The following is a 21,152-nucleotide window of genomic DNA, read 5'->3' on the forward strand; positions in this document are numbered from 1 at the left end:
TTGCTATAGACCACATTTAAGTTTAAATATGAACACCCCGAATCAGAGGTATGAGCAAACTAAAACCGAGCTAATTGCTTAACTCGGTTTGAAGTGGAATACTGTCAATCTATTTCAGGACAAGACAGTAGCTTATTAATTCAACACATCAGTTTGAAGACATTGCCACTTTGATTTTTTCCATTGCATTCTTTTCAAGCTGACGAATACGTTCGGCGGAAACATTATATTCAGCTGCCAGTTCATGCAAGGTTGATTTTTCATCATCCAGCCAGCGACGTTGTAAGATATTGCGGGAACGGTCATCTAGCTGTTCCATTGCTTCATGCAGGGCAGAGGTGCTTTGTTCCTCATAGTCTTCATTTTCAATCAGACGTGCCGGGTCATAACGGTTGTCTTCCAGATATAGTGCTGGAGCAACGTGAGTTGAATTTTCATCATCATCGTCACCTGATGCTTCAAATGCCGCATCATAAGCCGTCAATCGGCCTTCCATTTCCAGTACCTGTTCTGGTGTTACATTCAGGTCATTGGCAATCGACTGAGCTTCTTCAAGTGTTAACTTTTTAGAAGACTTTTTCAAGCTACGTAAATTGAAGAACAGTTTACGTTGCGCTTTAGTGGTCGCAATTTTGACAATACGCCAGTTACGAATTACATATTCATGAATTTCAGCTTTGATCCAGTGCACCGCAAATGACACCAGACGTACGCCCATACTCGGGTCAAAACGTTTAACGGCTTTCATCAGGCCAAGGTTGCCTTCCTGAATCAGGTCACCTTGAGGCAGGCCATAACCCGCATAACTACGTGCAATATGGACTACGAAACGCAAATGAGACATGACTAGCATTTTTGCTGCGTCCAGGTCTTGGTCGTAGTAATAGCGTTCAGCCAACTCTTTTTCTTGTTCGGCCGTTAAAATAGGAATTTGATTGACAGTGCTAATATAAGCACCAAGATTGACACCTGGCGCCGATAATGACAGGGGCATCAATTGATTGCGGCTGTCACTCATGTGTTCTCCTTGAAGTGCGGGGGATTTAACCCTTAACTAGGTTTTATCTTAATCCAAACTCTCCTCAAATAATGGATATTTGGGTAGAGAAATGTAAACTTTTATACGAGTATGGAGAGCATCCAGTTTAATTGAAAATTTTTAAGATTCAATCAGGTAGTGATACTCAGTTGCAGAAATCTGTTGAGATTCGCATTTTAACTGATGCATTTGGCAATATCGTGTAACATCAGTTTGACTATGTGGATCTGATGACTTTAGCAAGAATGTTTTGCCCTGATCTGCTTTTAATGCACGCTTTAACATCAGGAGCGGCATCGGACAGGGTTTACCCATGGCATCTATAATATGCGCTTGACCGTGGTTATCACTCATTTCCGTTTTATTCATATTGCAAAAAAAGGCTATAAATATTAGCAAATAGGATGCCAAAACCCAACTATTTGGCTAAAAAGTTACATGAAATAATATATATAATTTTTCTGATATATATTATGAAAAAAAATAACTAAATCAAAAGGAACAAAGCTAAAAAATATCTATTAATTGTCATAAACCCATGTTAAGCTCGTTGTGTATTTAGGATTTTAGATAAACAAATTGATTGTTTTTCGCCCTATACACAATGGATGTAACCGGGATTTTGTTAATAGTTTTACAGAATGATTACAAGCTTAAAAATAATATTTTCAAACTTGTTTGCTCTGCTGTTTGCAACACCGGGTGGTCCTTTTTTTAGTATCAATGAGGATTAACTTATGACAGCTGCTCGTGAACAAGGCGTAGTTAAATGGTTCAACGACACTAAAGGCTTCGGCTTTATTCAACGCAACGGTGGTGATGACGTATTCGTTCATTTCCGTGCTATTCAAGGCGAAGGCCACCGTTCACTTCGTGACGGCCAACGTGTTGAATTCAGTGTAGTTAAAGGCCAAAAAGGCTTCCAAGCTGAAGAAGTTCAACCATTAGACTAATCTTCGGATTAAGCTAATAAACGCTCCAATATAAATTGGGGCGTTTTTTGTTTATACTATTCCATCTTAGTGATTATCAAATTAGAGCAGTGCTTTATGTCATCTGGTTTTGAAACCTTAAATTTACATCCCCAACTGAAAAAGGCAATTGATGCTTTAGGCTTTACTTCCATGACGCCGATTCAGCAGAAGGTTTTAAAATTCACCTTGGCAGGACATGATGCTATTGGTCGTGCACAAACGGGTACGGGTAAAACTGCCGCATTCCTGATTAGCGTGATTAATGATTTGCTGAATAATCCGGTAAAAGAACAGCGTTATCGTGGTGAACCGCGTGCTTTGATTCTGGCACCGACTCGTGAGCTGGCATTACAGATTGAAAGCGACGCGCATGAGCTGACTAAATTTACGGATCTAAGTGTCGTAACACTTCTGGGTGGTGTAGATTTTGACAAGCAGAAAGCTCAATTGGATAAAGCACCAGTCGACATCATGGTGGCTACCCCAGGTCGTCTGATTGACTTTGTCGAGCAAAAAGAAGTCTGGCTGGATCAGATTGAATTCCTGGTGATTGATGAAGCTGACCGTCTACTGGATATGGGCTTTATTCCATCAGTAAAACGTATTGTGCGTTTCTCGCCACGCAAAGAGCAGCGTCAGACGCTGATGTTCTCTGCAACTTTTAGCTATGATGTCTTGAATCTGGCACAGCAATGGTTATTTGAACCGGTCACTGTCGAAATTGAGCCAGAGAAAAAAACCAATGCCGACGTAGAACAGCGTGTGTATATGGTGGCGAAAGCAGACAAATATAAGTTGCTGCAAGACATTCTGCGTGATGAGCCGATTGAAAAGGTCATGATTTTCGCTAACCGTCGTGATCAGGTACGTAAGCTATATGATCATTTAAAACGTGATGGTTATAAGGTGGTAATGCTGTCAGGTGAAATTGCCCAAGACAAACGCTTAAAAATGTTAGACCAGTTCAAAAATGGTAAACATAACATCATGATTGCGACAGACGTTGCCGGTCGTGGTATTCATGTGGATGGTGTATCTCATGTAATTAACTTCACTTTGCCTGAACAGTCAGATGATTATGTACACCGTATTGGTCGTACCGGTCGTGCGGGAACGCGTGGTGTAAGTATCAGTTTCCTGGCGGAAGATGATGCGTTCTATTTGCCAGAGATTGAAAAAGCGATTGGACAGAAATTACCGCTGACCCGTTTAGAAGGCTATTGCTAATCTAAACTGCAAAAAAACCGCTCTTCAAGAGCGGTTTTTTATTACTGCACATGTTGAAGCTTATTTTGCTTCACAGCGGAACGTTAAAACAGTCTGATAATCATCATTCTGGTTCAATCCGGTGTTGGTGCCGGCAATATTGCCTAATACAGTCGCAGCAGCCTGAATCATTTGTCCGGTCTGTTCATCGACTACACCTTTTAGTGCACCATCATAAGAAGTTTTTTCATCCAGAATAATCGCAGTTGCTTTGGAGCCACAGGTTTTGCTGGCGGCATTCACTGCATTATTTTTAGAGGTTAACTGGTTTTTACCTAATCCTGTTACTTCAAACTGATTATTTTCCTTTTGAACCGCCACTGAAGTCGGGTTAGATGCACAGGCAGTTAAAAGTAGAGCTGAAGCTGCTAATCCGCTGATCGCAATTGTTTTTTTCATCATAAAATCTCGCTTGAAAACAGAACTGGGAATATTGAAACACAGTAAAAAGCACAGAATTAGGAGCTGTTGTATAAGTTTGGCAATTTTTGATGTTGCTCTATGAGAGAAAAGTGAATGAAAGAGACCTTTTATTGATTCCATAGAAAATATTGTAATCTTCCTTAAATATTTTCAAGGTAGAGGTATTTGCAAGTTTCTAGAGTATTACTAGTGTAATATGCTAATCTTGACCGTAGTTTTTAAGTTATAGATCTATAAAGCAATGACGGAATCTGTGGTCGACATCGTTCATCAAAATATTCACCAACGTCAATCAATAGGACATTTGCTGGCACCTGCGCCGAATGCAGAACAGTTAGAAATGGCATTTAAAGCTGCTTTGACAGCACCGGATCATCACCGGTTAAAACCTACCACTTTTGTGATCATCCCGGATGCGCAACGTGAAGCATTTGGTGAACTGTTATCGCAAGCACTGATAGATCTGGGTCAAACTGAATCAGCTCAGATTGAACGGGTCAAGAATCATCCTTTTCGTGCACCTTTGCTGGTACTGGCATTAACCCGTTTGCAGGATCATCCGAAAGTGCCACATTTTGAGCAGATTTTGAGTTCAGGTGCCGCTATTCAAAACTTCTTGCTGTCTTTGCAGGCTCAAGGTTTTTCAACTATGTGGCGTAGTGGCGCAGTAGTAGAATCAAAATTTTTCAAGCAGTCGCTCGGCATTGGTAAGGATGATCTGGTTTCTGGCATTATCTATATCGGTACGGCGGCAAAAGCGATTGCACCACGTGCTGAAATCCAGACCCAGAATTATGTAAGTTATTGGAATCAAAACTAAGGCATTTCAAGACACAGGATATTAGAAAATAAGATGTCAGAATTAAATTTTACCGATTTGATTGAACCGGTAGTGGTCAACCAGAATACGGCTTTAAGAATTACAGTTTTAGGCGGTGGTAGTTTTGGTACTGCAATGGCCAATACCGCGGTTCGAAATGGCTGCGATACCATGATCTGGATTCGTGATCCGGAAGTAGCTGAAGATATTAATGCAACACATATCAATAAACGCTATCTACCGGATTTTAAGCTGGAAGAAAATCTGCTTGCTGTGTCCGATCTGGAGAAGGCTGTTCGTGATCGCGATATTATTCTAGTCGCAATTCCAAGCCATTCTTTCCGTGATGTGTTGCAGCAGATCAAGCCCTTTATAACCTCTCAAGCGGTGATTTCCCTGACAAAAGGGATCGAAGCCAATACCTTCAGCTTTATGAGTGACATCATTCGTGAAGAACTACCGGAAGTGCCTTATGGTGTGCTGTCTGGTCCAAACCTGGCCAAAGAAATTGTCGCAGGTCAGCCGGCAGGTACGGTGATTGCCAGTGAATCTGAACTGGTACGTTATGCAGTGCAACAGGCACTCCATAGTGCATTATTCCGTGTCTTTGCCAGTGATGATGTGCATGGCGTAGAACTGGGTGGCGCATTGAAAAATATTTATGCGGTCGCGATGGGAATGGCGGCTGCCTATAATGTCGGTGAAAATACCAAAAGTATGATTCTAACTCGTGCGCTAGCTGAAATGAGCCGATTTGCAGTCAAGCTGGGTGCAAATCCGCTAACTTTCTTGGGGCTTTCTGGTGTAGGTGATCTATTTGCCACTTGTAACAGTCCGCTGAGTCGTAACTATCAGGTTGGTTATGCATTAGGTAAGGGTAAAACCTTAGAGCAGGCGACGACTGAACTGGGTCAAACTGCGGAAGGGATCAACACCATTGTGCAGGTAAAAGCGCGTTCAGAAGAGCTGGATGTTTATATGCCGATTACAACTGCCTTGTATGAAGTGATCTTTGAAGGAGCGCCGCCGCTGACGATCGCTTTATCTTTGATGAAAAATGGTCATCGCAGTGATGTGGAATTTGTCTTGCCACATCATCAAGTCTGATCTATAACACAGGAAGAGCGATGATTATAATGCTGACTGATGACCGTAGCGACAAAATAAATAGGGAAATAAGATGCAACTGACTTTAGTGCGACATGGCGAAGCCGCGCCACCAGTGAGTGGGAATGATAGCAAACGTCCCCTAACGGAACGCGGGCATCAACAGGCGGAACAGACAGCGCAGTATTTAAAGGACATCATTAAACCGGAAGTATTTGTGGTCAGTCCTTTATTGCGTGCGCAGGAAACTCTGGCGCATTTACAGCACTATTTTAAAGATGTGCCCGTGGTGATCTGTAATACCATCAAGCCTGATGATGATGCTAAAGTTGCAGTTGAATGGTTATCGCAGTTGCCGTATGAGTCCATTGCGGTGGTTTGTCATATGAATGTTGTGGCGCATATTGCCTGCATTCTCGTGACTGAGTCTTTTCATCCATTTCATTTATCAGAAGCACGTATTTATGATCAGGCCGTGATTGCACCAGGCTTATCAACACAAGTTAAAAGCTTTATTCCAACAGTATAAAAACCAATTAAAACGGTAGAACACAATTGATGTTGTATTTATGGATGCCGGAAGCCAATGGGGTTTGGCAATGGTCAAAGGGGGAGTTCTGGAACACTGCTGCAACACTTGAGCAGCTGATTCAGGATATTCAGGCTTATCATGGTGAAGAGGCGACGGTCTTTTTTCCAAGTCGTCATGTGCAAATTTTGCAGCAGACTTTGCCAAAGAGCCAATATAAAAAAATGGGCAATGATGGCATTAAATATCTGTTAGAAGAATATGTAGTACTGCCTGTCGATACCATGAAAGTGCTGCATCATTTTCAGCAGCCTGACCAGATCAGTATTCTGGGGATTGCAAATTCTACAGTTGAAACTTTGCAGCATGCCCTGAATTTGATTCCTGTTAAACTCGCTGCATTATTGCCAGACTTTCTGGTTTTGCCAGTGCCTGAACATGCGCAGCAGCGCGTTATTGCACAAATTGGTGGGCATTTTCTGGTACGTGAAGCTGAATATATCGGCCAGTCAGTGGATGATCTGAGCCTTTATCTGGATTTTCAGTCTAAAGATCTGGAATATCAGGTCAGCAATCTCAGCCCTGAACAAATGAGCAGTTTAGAAGCGGTAGCAACACGTGAACAATTAAACTCGTTCCAATATACGTTGCCAATGCTAAAAAAACCGAAACAGCATCCATTTAATATCCTGCCAAAGGGTAAATCGGATCATACTGTTTCCGGTTACTGGAAAGCCTGTGCGGCGGTTTTTCTTGGGATTTTAGTACTACAGTTTACTTATGATGCGGTGCGCTGGTATCAATATAAAAAAGTCGCCAATACCACTGCGATGCAGGCGATTGACCAGTTTAAATATTGGTTCGGACAAAATTATCCGGTCACTGAGCAGAATATTAAAAGTCAGTTTGAAGCCCAGCTTCGTCAAAGTCAGACTGCGGATACTCAGGCTTTGCAGCTCATTAGCCGAGTCGGGCCGGTGTTGATGCAAAACCAGATTGTGGCACAGCGTGTCAATTATGATCCGTCTGGATTGAGTCTGCAGTTACAGTCCAATTCATCTGAAAGTTTAAATACTTTGACCAAGCAACTGGGGCAGCAGGGCTTTAAAGTAGAATTGGGGAATATACAGGCGAATGGAACAGGCGCCGTAGGACTGGTGAAAATACAATAATGAAAGCTATTGAAACCTTACAGAACCGCATGGATCTGCAAATTGAAAAACTGACCGATTATCTGGATCGTTTGTCAGCACGTGAACGCATTCTGGTGATCTTTACAACGATCTTTGTGCTGGTGACCGCTGTTGCAAGTGCACTCTGGGCGATGCATCAGGCAGCAGATACCCAGCAGAAACGTTTAAATGATCTAAAAGATACGCTGGTCTGGATGCAAAGCAATGCTGTTACTATGAAGCCGGCAGGAGACTTGCAATTAGATGCAGCAGAAAAAGTGCAGCGTATTGCTCAGCAACAAGGGCTGTCGGTCGCATCACAGCAAATGGATGGAAAAATTCAGTTGATGCTGTCTCATGAAAATTATTCTGTGCTGGCCAACTTCCTGACACAGTTGGCACAAATGGGGCTAAGTATCGAGAAAATGGAACTAAATAATGAAGCAGGGCAGATTAAATTAACAGCGACTGTGCAATAACTGGTAAAAATAAAGATTTGCAAAGCATGGTTTTTTTGTCAGCCTATGCCTATAATATGCCGACTTAAAAAGCAGTAGACTTTTCTAGATATGTTGTATTCTCTAGCCCGCCCTTTGTTGTTTTCTTTAGCACCAGAGCGTGCACATGAGCTGACACTATCACTATTAAAATCATCCCATAAAATGGGCATGATACGTCAAAATGTTGCTGTGAAACCTGTGACCTGTATGGGAATTGAATTTCCTAATCCGGTCGGTCTTGCAGCAGGGTTAGATAAAAATGGTGCCTATATTGATGCCTTGGCCAGTCAAGGCTTTGGTTTTATTGAAATTGGTACCATTACTCCACGCCCGCAACCTGGTAATCCTCATCCGCGTTTATTCCGTCTTCTGAAAGCCAAAGCGATTATTAACCGTATGGGTTTTAATAATGATGGTGTGGACAAACTGATTGAAAACGTTAAAGCTGCAAAATTTAAAGGTGTGCTGGGAATCAATATCGGTAAAAACGCTGATACTCCGGTAGAAAAAGCAGTAGATGATTACCTTATTTGTTTAGAAAAAGTCTATAATTATGCTTCCTACATAACCGTTAATATTTCTTCTCCAAATACTAAGAACCTGCGCAGTTTACAAAGTGGCGATGCACTGACTGAATTGCTGGAAACGCTGAAGAATCGTCAGCTGGAACTGGCTCAGGAACATCAGCATTACGTTCCTCTGGTATTAAAAGTTGCACCGGATCTTGAAGCTGAAGATATTGCCTTTATTGCCAAGCAGTTATTGCAATACAAGATTGATGGTCTGATCGTGACAAATACTACATTGTCACGTGAAGGTGTGGAAGGTCTGGAGCACGCAGAAGAAGCGGGCGGTTTATCCGGCGCGCCAGTCTTTGAGAAAAGCACGGCATGTCTGGCTGCATTTGCAGAGGAATTAAAGGGACAAATTCCATTGATTGGTGTGGGTGGTATTCTTTCAGGTGCGGATGCGTTAGCCAAGAAAAAAGCTGGTGCAAGCCTTGTACAAGTCTATAGTGGCCTCATATATACTGGGCCGGAACTGGTTAAAGACTGTGTAGCCGCGCTTTAAATCCTATGAATGCCATTGATATCTTTCTACTGATTATTTTGCTCATTGGAGGGCTCAACGGTTTGCGCCAAGGATTTATTAAAGCCTTTGCGAACTTAGTGGGATGGATTTTTGCCTTGATTATTGCGGCGAAATATTCAACACTACTTGCGCCCTCAATGGTTGCTCTCAGTACAGATCCAGTGGTACAGAAGATTGCGGCCTTTGCCTTTATCGTTCTGATGATTGTGGTACTCACCTGGATTGTCACCTTTCTGCTCAACCGCATTTTAAAAACCCTGAAACTCGGTCCGCTGAATCGTCTTGCGGGCGGTGTTTTCGGCAGCCTGAAAGGTTTGCTGATTGTTCTGATTACCATGCAGGGTATTGGCCCTTGGGTCGAAAGTTCGCCGCACTGGAAGCAGTCCAAATTTATACAGGTCTTATTGCCATATGCGCCTTGGGCAACAGAGCTCTCCAAAGAAGCCGCAAATGGCGCCCTGCAACATATCAAGTCTGAAGGGGAACAGAAACCTTCAGATTCCTCATCTGAACCGGCATCCAAGGCCAAGAGTTCAGATGCGTCAACGAATAATCCTTTTTATTAATCCTAGCTTGTCTGCGAGGTTGCTATGTGTGGAGTAGTTGGTATAGCTGGTAAATCACCTGTTAACCAAATGTTGTTTGATGCATTAACGATGTTACAACATCGTGGACAAGATGCAGCTGGGATTGTGACTTGTCAGGAAGGCCGCCTGTTCCTGCGTAAAGATGTCGGTATGGTACGTGATGTATTCCATACCCGTCATATGCGTGCTTTACAGGGTAATTATGGTATTGGTCATGTGCGTTATCCAACGGCGGGTACTTCAAGCAGTGCCGAAGCGCAACCATTCTACGTAAACTCACCTTATGGGATTACACTGGCGCATAATGGTAACCTGACCAATGCTGAAGAAATTCATGATGACCTGTTCAAAACTGATCTGCGTCACATGAATACTGATTCAGATTCAGAAGTGCTACTAAACGTACTGGCGCACGAATTACAAAAACGTGGCAAGCTGGTACCTACCTCTGAAGATATTTTTCAGGCTGTAACGCGTGTACATGAGCGTTGTAAAGGTGGATATGCCGTTGTTGCGATGATTACTGGTCAAGGTCTGGTAGGCTTCCGTGATCCAAACGGTATCCGTCCATTAATTTATGGTTCGCGCGAAACAGAAAATGGTATGGAATATATCATTGCTTCTGAATCTGTAGCGATTACGGCACTAGGCTTCAAAGTTGAACGCGATATCGAACCGGGTGAAGCGGTTTTCATTGATTCTGACGGTAATTTCTTTACCCAGCAATGTGCAGCGAATCCAGAATATCGTCCATGTATTTTTGAATATGTGTACTTTGCTCGTCCAGATGCAACTATTGATGGGATCTCTGTGTATAAAGCCCGTTTGAAAATGGGTGAGAAACTGGCACAAAAAATCCTGCGCGAGTGGGGCGATGAGCATGACATCGATGTGGTGATTCCAATTCCGGATACTTCGCGTACTTCGGCATTAGAATTAGCCAATATGCTAGGCGTGAAATTCCGTGAAGGTTTCATGAAAAACCGTTATATCGGTCGTACCTTCATTATGCCAGGTCAGCAACTGCGTAAAAAATCAGTACGTCAAAAACTGAACCCGGTTGAGCTTGAGTTCCAGGGCAAAAACGTTCTACTGGTCGATGACTCGATTGTGCGTGGTACGACTTGTAATGAAATTATTCAGATGGCACGTGATGCGGGTGCGAAAAAAGTATTCTTCGCTTCTGCGGCACCTATGGTGAAATATCCAAACGTATACGGTATTGATATGCCGGCGAAATCTGAACTGATCGCTTCTGAACGCAGTGTAGAAGAAATCCGTGAAATCATTGGTGCTGACCGTCTGATTTTCCAAGATCTGGAAGACCTGAAAGATGCAGTACGTACCAAAAAAGTTCCTCATTTGCGTGAATTTGACTGTTCTGTATTTGATGGTGTGTATGTCGCAGGTGGAATCAATGCTGAATACCTCGATCAATTAGAGCAAAAACGCAGTGATGGCGCCAAAAAAGGCGACAATTTTATTGATGTGAATATTGATGCAGCATCAGTTGACCTGACCGGTGTACGCGAAGTCTAAGCAATTAAAATCATGATGAAAAAGCGGGAATTTCCCGCTTTTTTGTTTTATGATGAGTCCAAGGAAAGACCAGATCAGTTAGGGTGGTAGATTGAAAAGCGTAGGATATGCTTTGGTCAAAAACAAGAATATGCTATTGCTAGCCAGCTTTTGTCTGATTGCGATACTATTAACAGTTCTGATTATCAATACAGTGGTTGGCCTGTTTGTTTTCTATGCTGATCCTGGCCAGTCGATATGGTGGCATGTCCTTAGTCCTTATCTGGTAGCACTGGTTTTGTTCTTGATGATTATTTCGGTCATCTATGAATTTTATACGTTTCGTGCCGGCGGCTATTCTTTAGCCCAGCAAATGGGCGCGCGTCGACTGAACCAAATGGAAAGTATTCCGGAAGAAAGTGCTGCACTACGGATCAATACTCAACTGGCAGATACGTTCCTGATTGAACCGCCAGCTATGTATGTCCTGCCGAATGAAGTGGGGGTCAATGCATTAACAGCGGGTTTTAGTCCACGTGATACTGCTATTATTCTGACTTGGGGTGCATTACAAACTCTTGATGAAATTGAACTTTATGGCTTGCTCAGTCATGAATTTAACAAGATTCTATCTGGTGAAACAGCTGAAAATACCCGCCTGAAAATTCTATATAGCAGTCTGACCACTTTTAGCCAGTGGGGCAGCAAGATTGCGAAGTTGGGGTTTTATCGAAATGATGTACCTCGGGAAAACAAGTTTGAAACCTTCTATGTCTCAATCGGAGCAGTCATCTGGTTGATTGGCAGCTTGGGTATTTTGATTACACGTTTTATTAAATATATTTCATTGGGCGGACGTACCTATAAAAATGACCAGAAAACCCGACGCCTGATTCAGAATGATGCCAATATTCAGACTTTATTGCGCATTCATGTGCATCATTCAGGATCACAGATCTATAGTGAATATGCCGAATCCATTTCACATATGTGTTTTGCCAATTCTTTAAGTCCACAGAACTGGTTGAATATTCATCCGAATATTAATCAGCGTATTTATGAATTAAATCCTGCTTTGATTCAGGATTTGCAGCTCGAAAATCTGAAGAAATTAAAAAACCAGCCTTTGTTTAGTTTGTTTCGTTCACTCGAAGATGTCGTGCCTGAAAGCACAGCAGTCTGGGAATCCCCACAGCCTTTGCCTTTGTTGCGTTTGTCTCCGATCAGTTTTGCGATCAAAGATGCCATCAAGCCATTGAATCCTGAACTACGTGCCAATATGCCGCGTCCAGAGCTGATTGAACGTGCTTTGCAAACTTCGACGGGTTCACGTGAGGTGATGGTCGCAATTTTGATGATCCGGCAATATCGTGAATTTATTCCGACCGAGGCAGAAGTCAGTCGTGCGATTATTGATTCATTATTAAATCTGGATGGACGGGTACATATCTCGATTTTCCAGCAAGCCTGTAAAAATATTGGTGGAATGCCAACCACGGTGGCACGGCAGTTTTTAATGAAGCTGGCAAGGATTATTCAGGAAGATGGTGAAATCGGTTTGCTGGATGCCTTATTGCTAGAGCGGGTGAAGTATGAACTGAATTTGCTGCCGATGCATACGCCAACGTCTTTAGATGAGGTCAAACCACAGATTGTACGTCTGATTGATGCCTTGCTGCATGTGCAGCAGATTAATAGCGATAATCAGCTGGAGGTTCGGGAAAAGATTTTAAATCGTATTCTTAGCCCGCGAGAACTTGAGCTGTATAGTGAAATCTCAGATGAGCCGATTGATTTGGCCGAGATTTTAAATGATATTGCCGGATTGTTATTGCGTGATCGTTTGAGCATGTTAGGAATTGCAGAAGTTTGCCTGTGGAGCGACCGGATCATGACTCAGGATGAGCTGGATGTGATGGAGCTTTTGTACTGGCGCTTGGGCTTTGAATCCAATGAAATTACCTCGCAAATGCTTAAGAAAAACAGCTTGATGATTATCTAGTATTTTTTAAATTAATAAGATGTATTTAAGTCCAGTCTTTCAAGAACTGATCTATAAACAAACTTGCAGTAGAAAAAAGTAATCTTATAAATTGATTTCTATTCTGAGTTAAAATGACTCAAGATAGAGAGTGAAAAGCTGGAAATAGTTCGGCAAAGAAAAGCGAATCCCGTTAAAATGTTCGACCTGAAATAGGTGATGAAGAAAAGATGATTGGGCATCAGCGTGACATATTGGCAACATTAGGAATCGATATCTGGATTCCCAAGGGCGACGTATGTCAGCAGCATCAGGTTTCGATCTGGCGTGATCAGGTTCCAGCAGAATTGCATAGCGAAATCATCCTGCCACAACCGACTCAGATTGCTCCGGTAGCAAAAGCTCCTTTAATTGCGCCTGAGCCTGTTACAGTTGAAGCAAAAGCTGAAGCTAAAAGTGAAGCGCCAGTAGTTGTTGCAACAATTCAGGAACAGCGGGAAATTCTGCATATTCCGCCATTCAACTTACAGGCTTTAAGCTTGGAACATTGCACGATTGTCATCGATGCCACAGAAATGACCGAGCAAACCCAGCATTTATGGAGCAATATCCAGCGTGCTCTGCAAAGTGAATTTTATGAACTAAACTGGCCATTTCCTTGGGTGAACCTGCAAGATGGTCGGGGTGTCGAATCTTATATTCAGGGTTTTCTGGACATGATGAGCCTGGAAAAAAATGTCATTTTCCTTGGCTCTATTCCGCATGTGACACATAATAAAATGATTCAACTGGCATCTTTACAGGAAATGCTGGATCAGCCCATACTTAAAAAACGCTTATGGCAATTTATGCAAAACAGGCCAGCGAACTCAGAATAATATTGATGTGGAAAAGGGACATATGAAACAAAAAGTGATTGTATTCAGCCAGATCGATCAGGATGTCCAGAAAAAACTCGAACAAAATTATAATGTAGTAACTTTACAGCCGAAACTGGGCAATGTGCATGAGCAGTTGCTGGAACATGTGCGGGATGCCGATGGCATGATCGGGGCAGGAAGGTTGCTCAATCGCGATAATCTGGCACCAGCAACCCGACTTAAAATCATTTCTAGTGTCAGTGTAGGGTATGACAACTATGAAGTTGATTATCTGAATGAAAAAAATATCTATCTGACCAATACCCCCCATGTCCTGACTGAAACCACGGCAGATCTGGGATTTATGCTGTTAATGGCAGCTGCACGCAAAGTGGCTTATCTGGATCACTGGACCAAACAGGGACAATGGCACCGCACGACACGTGAAGCACAGTTTGGTATGGATATTTTCGGAAAAACGCTGGGGATAATCGGGCTAGGGCATATTGGGGCAGCAGTTGCACGCCGTGGATTTTACGGTTTCAATATGAATATCTTGTACCATAATCGCCATGAAAAACCGGAATTGGCTCAAGGGCTCATTGCACAGTATTGTTCTCTGAATGAGCTTTTGCAGCGCTCAGATTTCGTGGTGGTTACCGTGGATTTAAATGCTGAGTCAAAAGCACTGATTGGAGCAGAACAACTGGCACAGATGCAGCCACATGCGGTGCTGGTAAATATCTCCCGTGGGCCTGTGATTGATGAGCAGGCTTTGATCGAAGCCTTAAAAGCCAACCAAATCTTTGCTGCGGGTCTGGATGTCTATGAGAAAGAGCCTTTAAAAGAATCAGAATTATTTGAGCTGGATAATGTCATTACCTTGCCTCATGTAGGTTCGGCCACAGTGGCAACACGTCGAAAAATGGCTGAGCTGGCTTATCAGAATCTGGTCGATGCACTTGAAGGGCGGGTGCCACGCTATGTGGTGAATCCTCAAGTGATTGGTTCATCTAAGTAATATTAAATAACATTTCCCTGCATCTATGCTCATTTTTCGATGCTATATTCGAGACAGGTTGAAACTGAATTTTAGAGATTTTTCATTGAAACGTTTGGTATTGGCGTGCGGGTTAGGTCTGTGTGCAACGGCAGGACATAGTGATAATGATTATTTTAATCAGCCTGCTGCACAATTTTCTGTACCGGATATTGGTGCAGGCATTGGGTTGATCGATCAGCAAAAAGAACAAATGATCGGTGAAAAGGTCTATCGTCAAGTCCAGAAACAAATGCCTGTGATTCAGAATCCATGGCTTGAAGATCAGTTACTTTCCATATTCTCTCAAATTCTCAGTCAGACCAAATTACAGCAGCCAATTGGGTTAATGGTAATCAATGATCCGCAAATTAATGCTTTTGCAGTACCCGGCGGATTATTTGCTTTAAATGCTGGCCTGATTAATTCAGCCCGGAATACAGACGAAGTGGCAGGGGTGATGGCACATGAAATTGCACATGTTACACAACGTCATTACAGTCGTTCGCAAGAAACCTTTAAAGGACAAGGGTTATTAGCCTTAGCAGGGATTCTGGTGGGGGCATTAGTCGCTTCACAGGCAGATGGTGATGCAGGTGCAGCAGTGATGATGGGTTCTCAAGCAGCACTACTGGATCAGCAATTGACTTATAGCCGTAATCAGGAACGTGAGGCGGACCGGATCGGGATGCAATATATGTATGCTGCCGGCTATAGTCCGCACAGTATGGCGGATTTCTTTGAAGTGATGCATCGTTCCACTAGCCGTTTAAGCTTTATGCCAGATTTCTGGCTGACGCATCCTTTAACTACTGAGCGTATGAGTGAAGCGCGTTTGCGCGCCAATCAGTTGCCTGCGGTTAAGCGTAATTTAAATGATCAGGATTTTGAAATCATTAAATGGTATACGCGGGTATTGTCAAGTCAGACCACTGAACAGCAGCTCAATTTAATGGTGCAACGTAATGATTTTCCTGGTCAGCTGGCTTTAACTGCTTATCAGCTTCAGCAGGGAGATTTTCAGGCAGCACAAGCCGCACTAGATCAAGCCAAAAAGCACAATAAAATGCATCCCTTGCAGGTGTTATTTCAGACTGATATTTATCTGGGGCAAAATCAGCTGGATAATGCGCTAAAAAGTATTAGTTCAGCCGCAAGGATCATGCCGGAGAACCGTGCTTTAAATTATAAATATGCTGAAACCCTGATTCGTGCCAAACAACCTGATCAGGCCAGAACGATTGTACAGCGCTTTTTAAATAGCAATTCCCGTGATGTCAGCGGTTGGAGATTAATGCAACTGGCAGCCAATGCAGCACCTGATTCATCGATAAAAGCAGCAAATGTATTGCGTTATCGGGCTGAAGTGGAGTACTGGTCAGGCTATGAAGAAACTGCGATTAAATCCTTAATACATGCTCAACGTATCAGCAAAAGCAATCAGTCTCTGTCAGCAACCATAGGTCAACGTTTAAAACAGATGCAGCAAACGCGACAGTTTAAAATTTAAGTCTATTTTTCTAATGATTTTTAGCTTCAGTAGATATAGCCGAAGTTCACTAAATCACGCTACAATCCGGGCAAAGCTAAGTTGTCTATTTTAATTATTTTATGAAAAAAATATTATTGGGTTTATGGATATTGGGGTGTGGCGGAAATGTATTGGCTGCTAGTGCGGTAGAATACGTGCAGTCCGTTGAGCAGATTAATGCTGATTATCAAAAAGAATCACGTCAGTTTTTAAAAGGTTTAAATCCACAGCAGCAGGGTTTTAGTGCATCACAGAATCAGCAGTTTTGCGCGATTGTGCAGCGTTATGTGGATCGCTTATATAAAGCGGTAGACCAGAACCGAGCTTATCTGGATCGTCAGTATCAAAATGTAGGCAAGCAGGATGTCATACTGCAGGTAAAATCTTCAAAAGAGATGCAGTTGCTGAAACGTTATAATGTGGACTGTAATTTACAGTAAGAATAAATAAGGAAATGCTGAGAACTGTCCGGAATGGAGGCAGTTCAACGCAGATTTAGATTTGAAATAGAATGGGGGAATTAAGCAAGTTTTGCTTTAATTTTTGCTGAAACTTGTGCAGGATCGGCGCGCCCGGCTATGAGCGGACGCAGAGAATTCATCACCTTACCCATATCTTTCATGCTAGTAGCTTGTTGCGCTTCAATTGTTTGCGCAATCAGGGAATCAAGTTCTTCCTCAGTCATAGCTTCTGGTAGAAATTGAGAGAGAACCTCAACTTCGGCTTGTTCCTTACTAGCTAAATCATCTCGACCAGCGCCTTCAAAGGCTTTGATCGATTCTTTACGTTGTTTAATTTGCTTTTCAATGACCGCAAGAACTTGAGCGTCGTCAAGTTCTTTACGCTCATCGACTTCGATTTGCTTAATTGCTGCTTGCAGACTACGAATGACCGTCAACTTTGACATATCTTTGGCACGCATGGTGGCTTTCAATACGTCAGTAATCTGGTTTTTTAAAGTAGTCATTATTTATTCCAAGCAGTCAATCACAAATTAATCTTAGTAAAGGCGAGTAGTACGTACTGATTCACGTGCCAATTTCTTTTGGTAGCGTTTAACAGCAGCAGCTTTTTTACGTTTACGTTCTTGAGTTGGTTTTTCGTAGAATTCACGTTTACGAACGTCAGCAAGAACACCCGCTTTTTCGCATGAACGTTTGAAACGACGGATAGCTACGTCTACTGGTTCGCCTTCTTTCAATTTAACTTGTGGCATGAAGAATCCTCATTAAGTTATGGATAAGATCAGGGCTGAATTGCCCTCGATCACAAGTGAAGGTCAGTATTTTACTCATTTACATCTCATATCACAAGTCTATAATAGTTGCTGCAATATATTTGATACAGGTTATAGGCAGTTTAATGATCGTTTTAGGCTTGGAAACGTCGTGTGATGAAACAGGACTTGCGCTGTATGACAGCGAGTTAGGTTTGCGCGGACAGGTGCTGTACAGCCAGATTAAACTGCATGCTGAATATGGCGGCGTCGTACCAGAACTGGCTTCGCGCGACCATGTGCGTAAACTCATTCCTTTGCTGAATGAACTGCTTGAACAAAGTGGTATCAGAAAATCAGAAATTGATGCGGTGGCCTATACCCGTGGTCCGGGCCTGATGGGCGCATTAATGACGGGCGCACTGTTTGGTCGGACTTTGGCCTTTGCCCTAAATAAACCGGCAATTGGTGTGCACCATATGGAAGGTCATATGCTGGCACCATTACTTTCTAAAACGCCACCGGAATTTCCATTCGTGGCATTACTGGTGTCTGGTGGTCACTCACAGCTCATGGCCGCTTATGGCATTGGGCAATATGAATTACTCGGTGAATCGATTGATGATGCGGCGGGTGAAGCGTTTGACAAAGTTGCGAAAATGATGGGTCTGCCATATCCGGGCGGCCCGAATATTTCCAGACTGGCTGAGCAGGGCGATCCGAATGCATTTGCTTTCCCACGTCCAATGCTGCATCAAGGCCTAGAGTTTTCATTTAGTGGTTTAAAAACTGCGGTTTCTGTCCAAATGAAGAAACTTGGTGAAGAAAGACGTGATGCTGATATCGCTGCGAGCTTTCAGGAAGCCATTGTTGATACACTGGTGAAAAAATCAGTGAAGGCATTGAAGCAGACTGGCTTAAAACGTTTGGTGATTGCTGGTGGTGTAAGTGCCAATAAGCGTTTACGTGAACGCCTAGAAGCAGACTTGGCGAAAATCAAAGCCACCGTGTACTATGCAGAACCTGCATTGTGTACCGATAATGGTGCGATGATTGCCTTTGCGGGTTATCAACGTTTGAAAGCCGGACAGCAAGATGGTTTGGCTGTGACCACAACCCCACGTTGGCCAATGACAGAATTGACGAATCCAGCCGAAGCTTGATTTAAAGATTCAGGATGAAGAAAAGGGGCCTTAAGCCTCTTTTTTTATTAGATTGCTTTTGTGGAGTAGAAATATTCAACAAATAATATTAATAAATTAATTATTTTAACTCTACCACAGTAAGTATTTTCTTATTGATACCGTAAAATAGTTTAATAATATAGAAATCCCACTCTATTATATGCGGAATGATGCAGAGACTATTTCGGATGGATAATATCAGTTTTAAAGGTTTTCAGGATGCGGGACAGGCAGTTTTAAAATATCTGCATCAGCATTTTGGCTTTAATTTATGGATGATCACCCGGGTAGAAGACAATGACTGGATTGTGCTGCAAAGCGAAGATCATGGCTATGCTGTCCAGCCAGGTCAGGTATTTGAATGGGCCAATTCTTTCTGCTGTCATATGGTCACAGGCAAAGGACCAAGAATCGCGCCTCGCTCTGAAGAAATTCCTTTATATGCGACTGCGCCAATTAACCAGCATTTCTGCATCAAATCTTATATTGGTCAACCACTCTTTAAAGAAGATGGCAGTCTATTTGGGACATTATGTGCGGTTGATCCTGAAGCCAAGTCAGATGCCATCATTCAGGATCTGGCGATGGTCGAGTTATTTAGCAAGCTTTTGAGCTCCATCTTACAAGCTGAGTTGCGTCAGAACGAGCAAATCCGTCAGCAAGAACTGCTACAGCAACAAGCCAGTAAAGATGAACTGACTGGGTTATATAACCGTCGTGCCTGGGAGAAACTGCTACAGGCAGAAGAAGAACGTTGTAAACAGTACGGTCATCCGGCTGCGATCTTATTTATAGACTTGAATGACCTGAAAAAAGCGAATGATAGTCTGGGGCACAAGGAAGGTGATAAATTAATTCAGCATACAGCACAAGTCCTTCAAGAAAATGTACGTAGCAATGATATTGTGGCGCGTATCGGTGGTGATGAATTCGTAATTCTGAGCATAGAAAATGATAAAGCGGGAGCTGAGCGTTTGCTCGATCGTTTAATTGAAGCCTTTGCAGAAGCAAAAATTGAAGCCGCATTTGGTATGGCGATGCGTCATCCAACGACTGGCCTGGTTGAAGCACAGTGGCAAGCAGACAAAAATATGTTTGAGTACAAGCGCTGGAAAAAGTCTATTTAAATATTTTTGATTTTTAATATTTTTAAGGAGGTGTCTGAGAATGTTCAGCCATGAGCTGCCAAGTTTTTTCTACAATAAATAGAAGTAATTAATTTCCTTTTATTCTTATTTTTAGGTTTTATTCAAATTTTAATTGTCTAGAAGCAACCTAAGTTCTTCTTTAAACCCGGCTATTCAAAAGATAACTTTTCGACTTTTTAACCTAACGGTTACAAATTTTATAAGTATTGTTGTAAAGAAAATATGTGTTATTTGGGTTGGTTTCTAAGAGTTAGTTATGAGAACTAATAAGACCTTGCTCTAGAAGTAACATCTTATTTTTTTTAATGAGCATTGTTGTATGAAATATAAATTAAAATTACAGAGTTAATCCTTAGTTTATTAAAAGATAAAGCACGATCAGAGTGTAAGAAATACTGTCCAGAAAAAATATCATCGACAGGTAGTGGGTTTGTATTGTGCAGTTTTAATACGCCTATCTTCCATTCTCATTGAATAAAAATGCAAAGAAATTCTAGGGAATAAAATTTTATGAAAAAGCAGATGTCATTCTTTGGGCTGGTTTTGGTTTCAGGCTTGCTTACCGCATGTGGTGGCAGTGGAGGTAGCTCAGACAATTCTACAGTGACCACACCGCCAAATGTTCCAGAGGAGAGTATTTCTCCTGAACTTTCAGAAGAATTTATTCCTTTTGAGGATCGCGATATCATCGAGAAAATCCGCGACAAAATTAACAATAGCACCAGTAATGATACGGACTATAACGTTGCGTTAGGTCATATGATTGGTGAAGTTTTTGCGGATTATCCTTATGGACGCACGGGCCGTATTATCAAGATTTATAATCTGGGTGTGAACAGCATCAAATATCCAAATCTGATCTGTTCTGAAGTGAATACCAATGGTGCAGTGAAAACCTTTAAATTAAAAACCGATAAAAATAACTGTATTGTTCTAGATAAAACTTATCGTAAAGATTCAACCATTACCCAGACAGTCAATGGTGATACTACGACCTTGACCTTTAGCAATGTACGTTATAGTTCTAATGTTGATTTTAATTTAGGGTGTGTTGACACTTTTAGCTTAAAAAAATAGCGAAGTAGTAAAATCAAATCGCCAAACCCAATTTTACTATTCGCTATGCCTCGTACCATGCTGACAGATCAACACTGGCAAAAGTTGAA

The 21,152-nt window shown here is 42.2% G+C and carries 22 protein-coding genes and 1 pseudogene; 18 read left to right on the forward strand and 5 right to left on the reverse strand.

Annotated elements, in window-relative coordinates:
- Positions 1 to 148 precede the first annotated feature (148 nt).
- Both rpoH and ACEWB7_RS13710 read right to left on the reverse strand, forming a co-directional pair.
- Positions 149 to 1,018, reverse strand: a complete 870-nt coding sequence (gene rpoH / locus ACEWB7_RS13705; RefSeq protein ID WP_004782464.1) for an RNA polymerase sigma factor RpoH — start codon at positions 1,016 to 1,018, stop codon at positions 149 to 151.
- A 141-nt stretch (positions 1,019 to 1,159) separates the two neighbouring features.
- Positions 1,160 to 1,393 (reverse strand): sulfurtransferase TusA family protein, encoded by a 234-nt coding sequence (locus tag ACEWB7_RS13710; RefSeq protein ID WP_175968201.1) that lies wholly within the window; start codon positions 1,391 to 1,393, stop codon positions 1,160 to 1,162.
- A 383-nt stretch (positions 1,394 to 1,776) separates the two neighbouring features.
- Here ACEWB7_RS13710 and ACEWB7_RS13715 point away from each other — a divergent pair, with 383 nt between their 5' ends.
- Entirely contained in the window at positions 1,777 to 1,992 is a 216-nt protein-coding gene (locus ACEWB7_RS13715; protein WP_004782461.1) for a cold-shock protein, read from the forward strand.
- Between the two features lie 96 nt (positions 1,993 to 2,088).
- Complete coding sequence (gene rhlB / locus ACEWB7_RS13720) at positions 2,089 to 3,240, forward strand: ATP-dependent RNA helicase RhlB (protein ID WP_004782458.1); 1,152 nt, start codon at positions 2,089 to 2,091, stop codon at positions 3,238 to 3,240.
- 60 nt (positions 3,241 to 3,300) lie between these two features.
- Here the strand turns inward: rhlB and ACEWB7_RS13725 are convergent, their stop codons facing one another.
- A complete protein-coding gene (locus ACEWB7_RS13725) occupies positions 3,301 to 3,678 on the reverse strand; it encodes a hypothetical protein (RefSeq protein WP_034170065.1) in 378 nt (125 codons plus the stop codon).
- A gap of 265 nt (positions 3,679 to 3,943) precedes the next feature.
- Between ACEWB7_RS13725 and ACEWB7_RS13730 the strand changes: the two genes are divergently transcribed.
- From ACEWB7_RS13730 to ACEWB7_RS13790, 13 genes are all read left to right on the forward strand, one after another.
- The gene (locus tag ACEWB7_RS13730) at positions 3,944 to 4,522 is read left to right on the forward strand and encodes a nitroreductase family protein (RefSeq protein WP_034169994.1); all 579 of its coding nucleotides are present in this window, start codon (positions 3,944 to 3,946) and stop codon (positions 4,520 to 4,522) included.
- A gap of 33 nt (positions 4,523 to 4,555) precedes the next feature.
- Positions 4,556 to 5,629, forward strand: a complete 1,074-nt coding sequence (locus ACEWB7_RS13735) for an NAD(P)H-dependent glycerol-3-phosphate dehydrogenase (RefSeq protein ID WP_034704062.1) — start codon at positions 4,556 to 4,558, stop codon at positions 5,627 to 5,629.
- A 73-nt stretch (positions 5,630 to 5,702) separates the two neighbouring features.
- Positions 5,703 to 6,158, forward strand: a complete 456-nt coding sequence (locus ACEWB7_RS13740) for a phosphoglycerate mutase family protein (RefSeq protein WP_034704059.1) — start codon at positions 5,703 to 5,705, stop codon at positions 6,156 to 6,158.
- A gap of 29 nt (positions 6,159 to 6,187) precedes the next feature.
- Complete coding sequence (gene gspL / locus ACEWB7_RS13745; protein ID WP_034704057.1) at positions 6,188 to 7,330, forward strand: type II secretion system protein GspL; 1,143 nt, start codon at positions 6,188 to 6,190, stop codon at positions 7,328 to 7,330.
- Complete coding sequence (gene gspM / locus ACEWB7_RS13750; protein WP_004782448.1) at positions 7,330 to 7,809, forward strand: type II secretion system protein GspM; 480 nt, start codon at positions 7,330 to 7,332, stop codon at positions 7,807 to 7,809. Before gspL ends, gspM begins: the two co-directional genes overlap by 1 nt.
- A 90-nt stretch (positions 7,810 to 7,899) precedes the next feature.
- On the forward strand, positions 7,900 to 8,901 hold the full coding sequence (locus ACEWB7_RS13755; protein WP_034704054.1) for a quinone-dependent dihydroorotate dehydrogenase: 1,002 nt from the start codon (positions 7,900 to 7,902) through the stop codon (positions 8,899 to 8,901).
- Between the two features lie 5 nt (positions 8,902 to 8,906).
- Positions 8,907 to 9,488 carry a CvpA family protein gene (locus ACEWB7_RS13760; RefSeq protein ID WP_034704052.1) on the forward strand — a complete coding sequence of 194 codons (582 nt, stop codon included), beginning with the start codon at positions 8,907 to 8,909 and terminating at the stop codon, positions 9,486 to 9,488.
- A gap of 24 nt (positions 9,489 to 9,512) precedes the next feature.
- A complete protein-coding gene (gene purF / locus ACEWB7_RS13765) occupies positions 9,513 to 11,048 on the forward strand; it encodes an amidophosphoribosyltransferase (protein WP_004782444.1) in 1,536 nt (511 codons plus the stop codon).
- A 91-nt stretch (positions 11,049 to 11,139) separates the two neighbouring features.
- Positions 11,140 to 13,029, forward strand: coding sequence for a M48 family metalloprotease (locus ACEWB7_RS13770; RefSeq protein WP_034169988.1), 1,890 nt, complete (start codon positions 11,140 to 11,142; stop codon positions 13,027 to 13,029).
- Between the two features lie 209 nt (positions 13,030 to 13,238).
- Complete coding sequence (locus ACEWB7_RS13775) at positions 13,239 to 13,886, forward strand: hypothetical protein (protein ID WP_034704046.1); 648 nt, start codon at positions 13,239 to 13,241, stop codon at positions 13,884 to 13,886.
- Positions 13,887 to 13,908: 22 nt separating this feature from the next.
- Complete coding sequence (locus ACEWB7_RS13780; RefSeq protein WP_034704044.1) at positions 13,909 to 14,889, forward strand: 2-hydroxyacid dehydrogenase; 981 nt, start codon at positions 13,909 to 13,911, stop codon at positions 14,887 to 14,889.
- Positions 14,890 to 14,974: 85 nt separating this feature from the next.
- Positions 14,975 to 16,417 (forward strand): M48 family metalloprotease, encoded by a 1,443-nt coding sequence (locus ACEWB7_RS13785; RefSeq protein ID WP_034704042.1) that lies wholly within the window; start codon positions 14,975 to 14,977, stop codon positions 16,415 to 16,417.
- A gap of 101 nt (positions 16,418 to 16,518) precedes the next feature.
- Complete coding sequence (locus ACEWB7_RS13790) at positions 16,519 to 16,878, forward strand: hypothetical protein (RefSeq protein ID WP_034704040.1); 360 nt, start codon at positions 16,519 to 16,521, stop codon at positions 16,876 to 16,878.
- 80 nt (positions 16,879 to 16,958) lie between these two features.
- On the opposite strand, the gene ACEWB7_RS13795 is transcribed toward ACEWB7_RS13790, so the two are convergent.
- Both ACEWB7_RS13795 and rpsU read right to left on the reverse strand, forming a co-directional pair.
- Positions 16,959 to 17,405: a GatB/YqeY domain-containing protein gene (locus ACEWB7_RS13795; protein WP_005235099.1), complete on the reverse strand. Its 447-nt coding sequence runs from the start codon at positions 17,403 to 17,405 to the stop codon at positions 16,959 to 16,961.
- Positions 17,406 to 17,438: 33 nt separating this feature from the next.
- The gene (gene rpsU, locus ACEWB7_RS13800; RefSeq protein WP_001136722.1) at positions 17,439 to 17,654 is read right to left on the reverse strand and encodes a 30S ribosomal protein S21; all 216 of its coding nucleotides are present in this window, start codon (positions 17,652 to 17,654) and stop codon (positions 17,439 to 17,441) included.
- A 146-nt stretch (positions 17,655 to 17,800) separates the two neighbouring features.
- Between rpsU and tsaD the strand changes: the two genes are divergently transcribed.
- The 3 genes and pseudogenes from tsaD to ACEWB7_RS13815 form a co-directional block, all read left to right on the forward strand.
- On the forward strand, positions 17,801 to 18,817 hold the full coding sequence (gene tsaD, locus ACEWB7_RS13805) for a tRNA (adenosine(37)-N6)-threonylcarbamoyltransferase complex transferase subunit TsaD (protein ID WP_034704038.1): 1,017 nt from the start codon (positions 17,801 to 17,803) through the stop codon (positions 18,815 to 18,817).
- 209 nt (positions 18,818 to 19,026) lie between these two features.
- On the forward strand, positions 19,027 to 19,965 hold the full coding sequence (locus ACEWB7_RS13810) for a sensor domain-containing diguanylate cyclase (protein WP_034704035.1): 939 nt from the start codon (positions 19,027 to 19,029) through the stop codon (positions 19,963 to 19,965).
- 531 nt (positions 19,966 to 20,496) lie between these two features.
- Positions 20,497 to 21,030, forward strand: a pseudogene (locus ACEWB7_RS13815) (hypothetical protein); the annotation flags it as partial.
- Positions 21,031 to 21,152: the final 122 nt, after the last annotated feature.

It is taken from the genome of Acinetobacter sp. NIOH-H-8 (genome assembly GCF_046635365.1).
Classification (GTDB): Bacteria; Pseudomonadota; Gammaproteobacteria; order Pseudomonadales; family Moraxellaceae; genus Acinetobacter.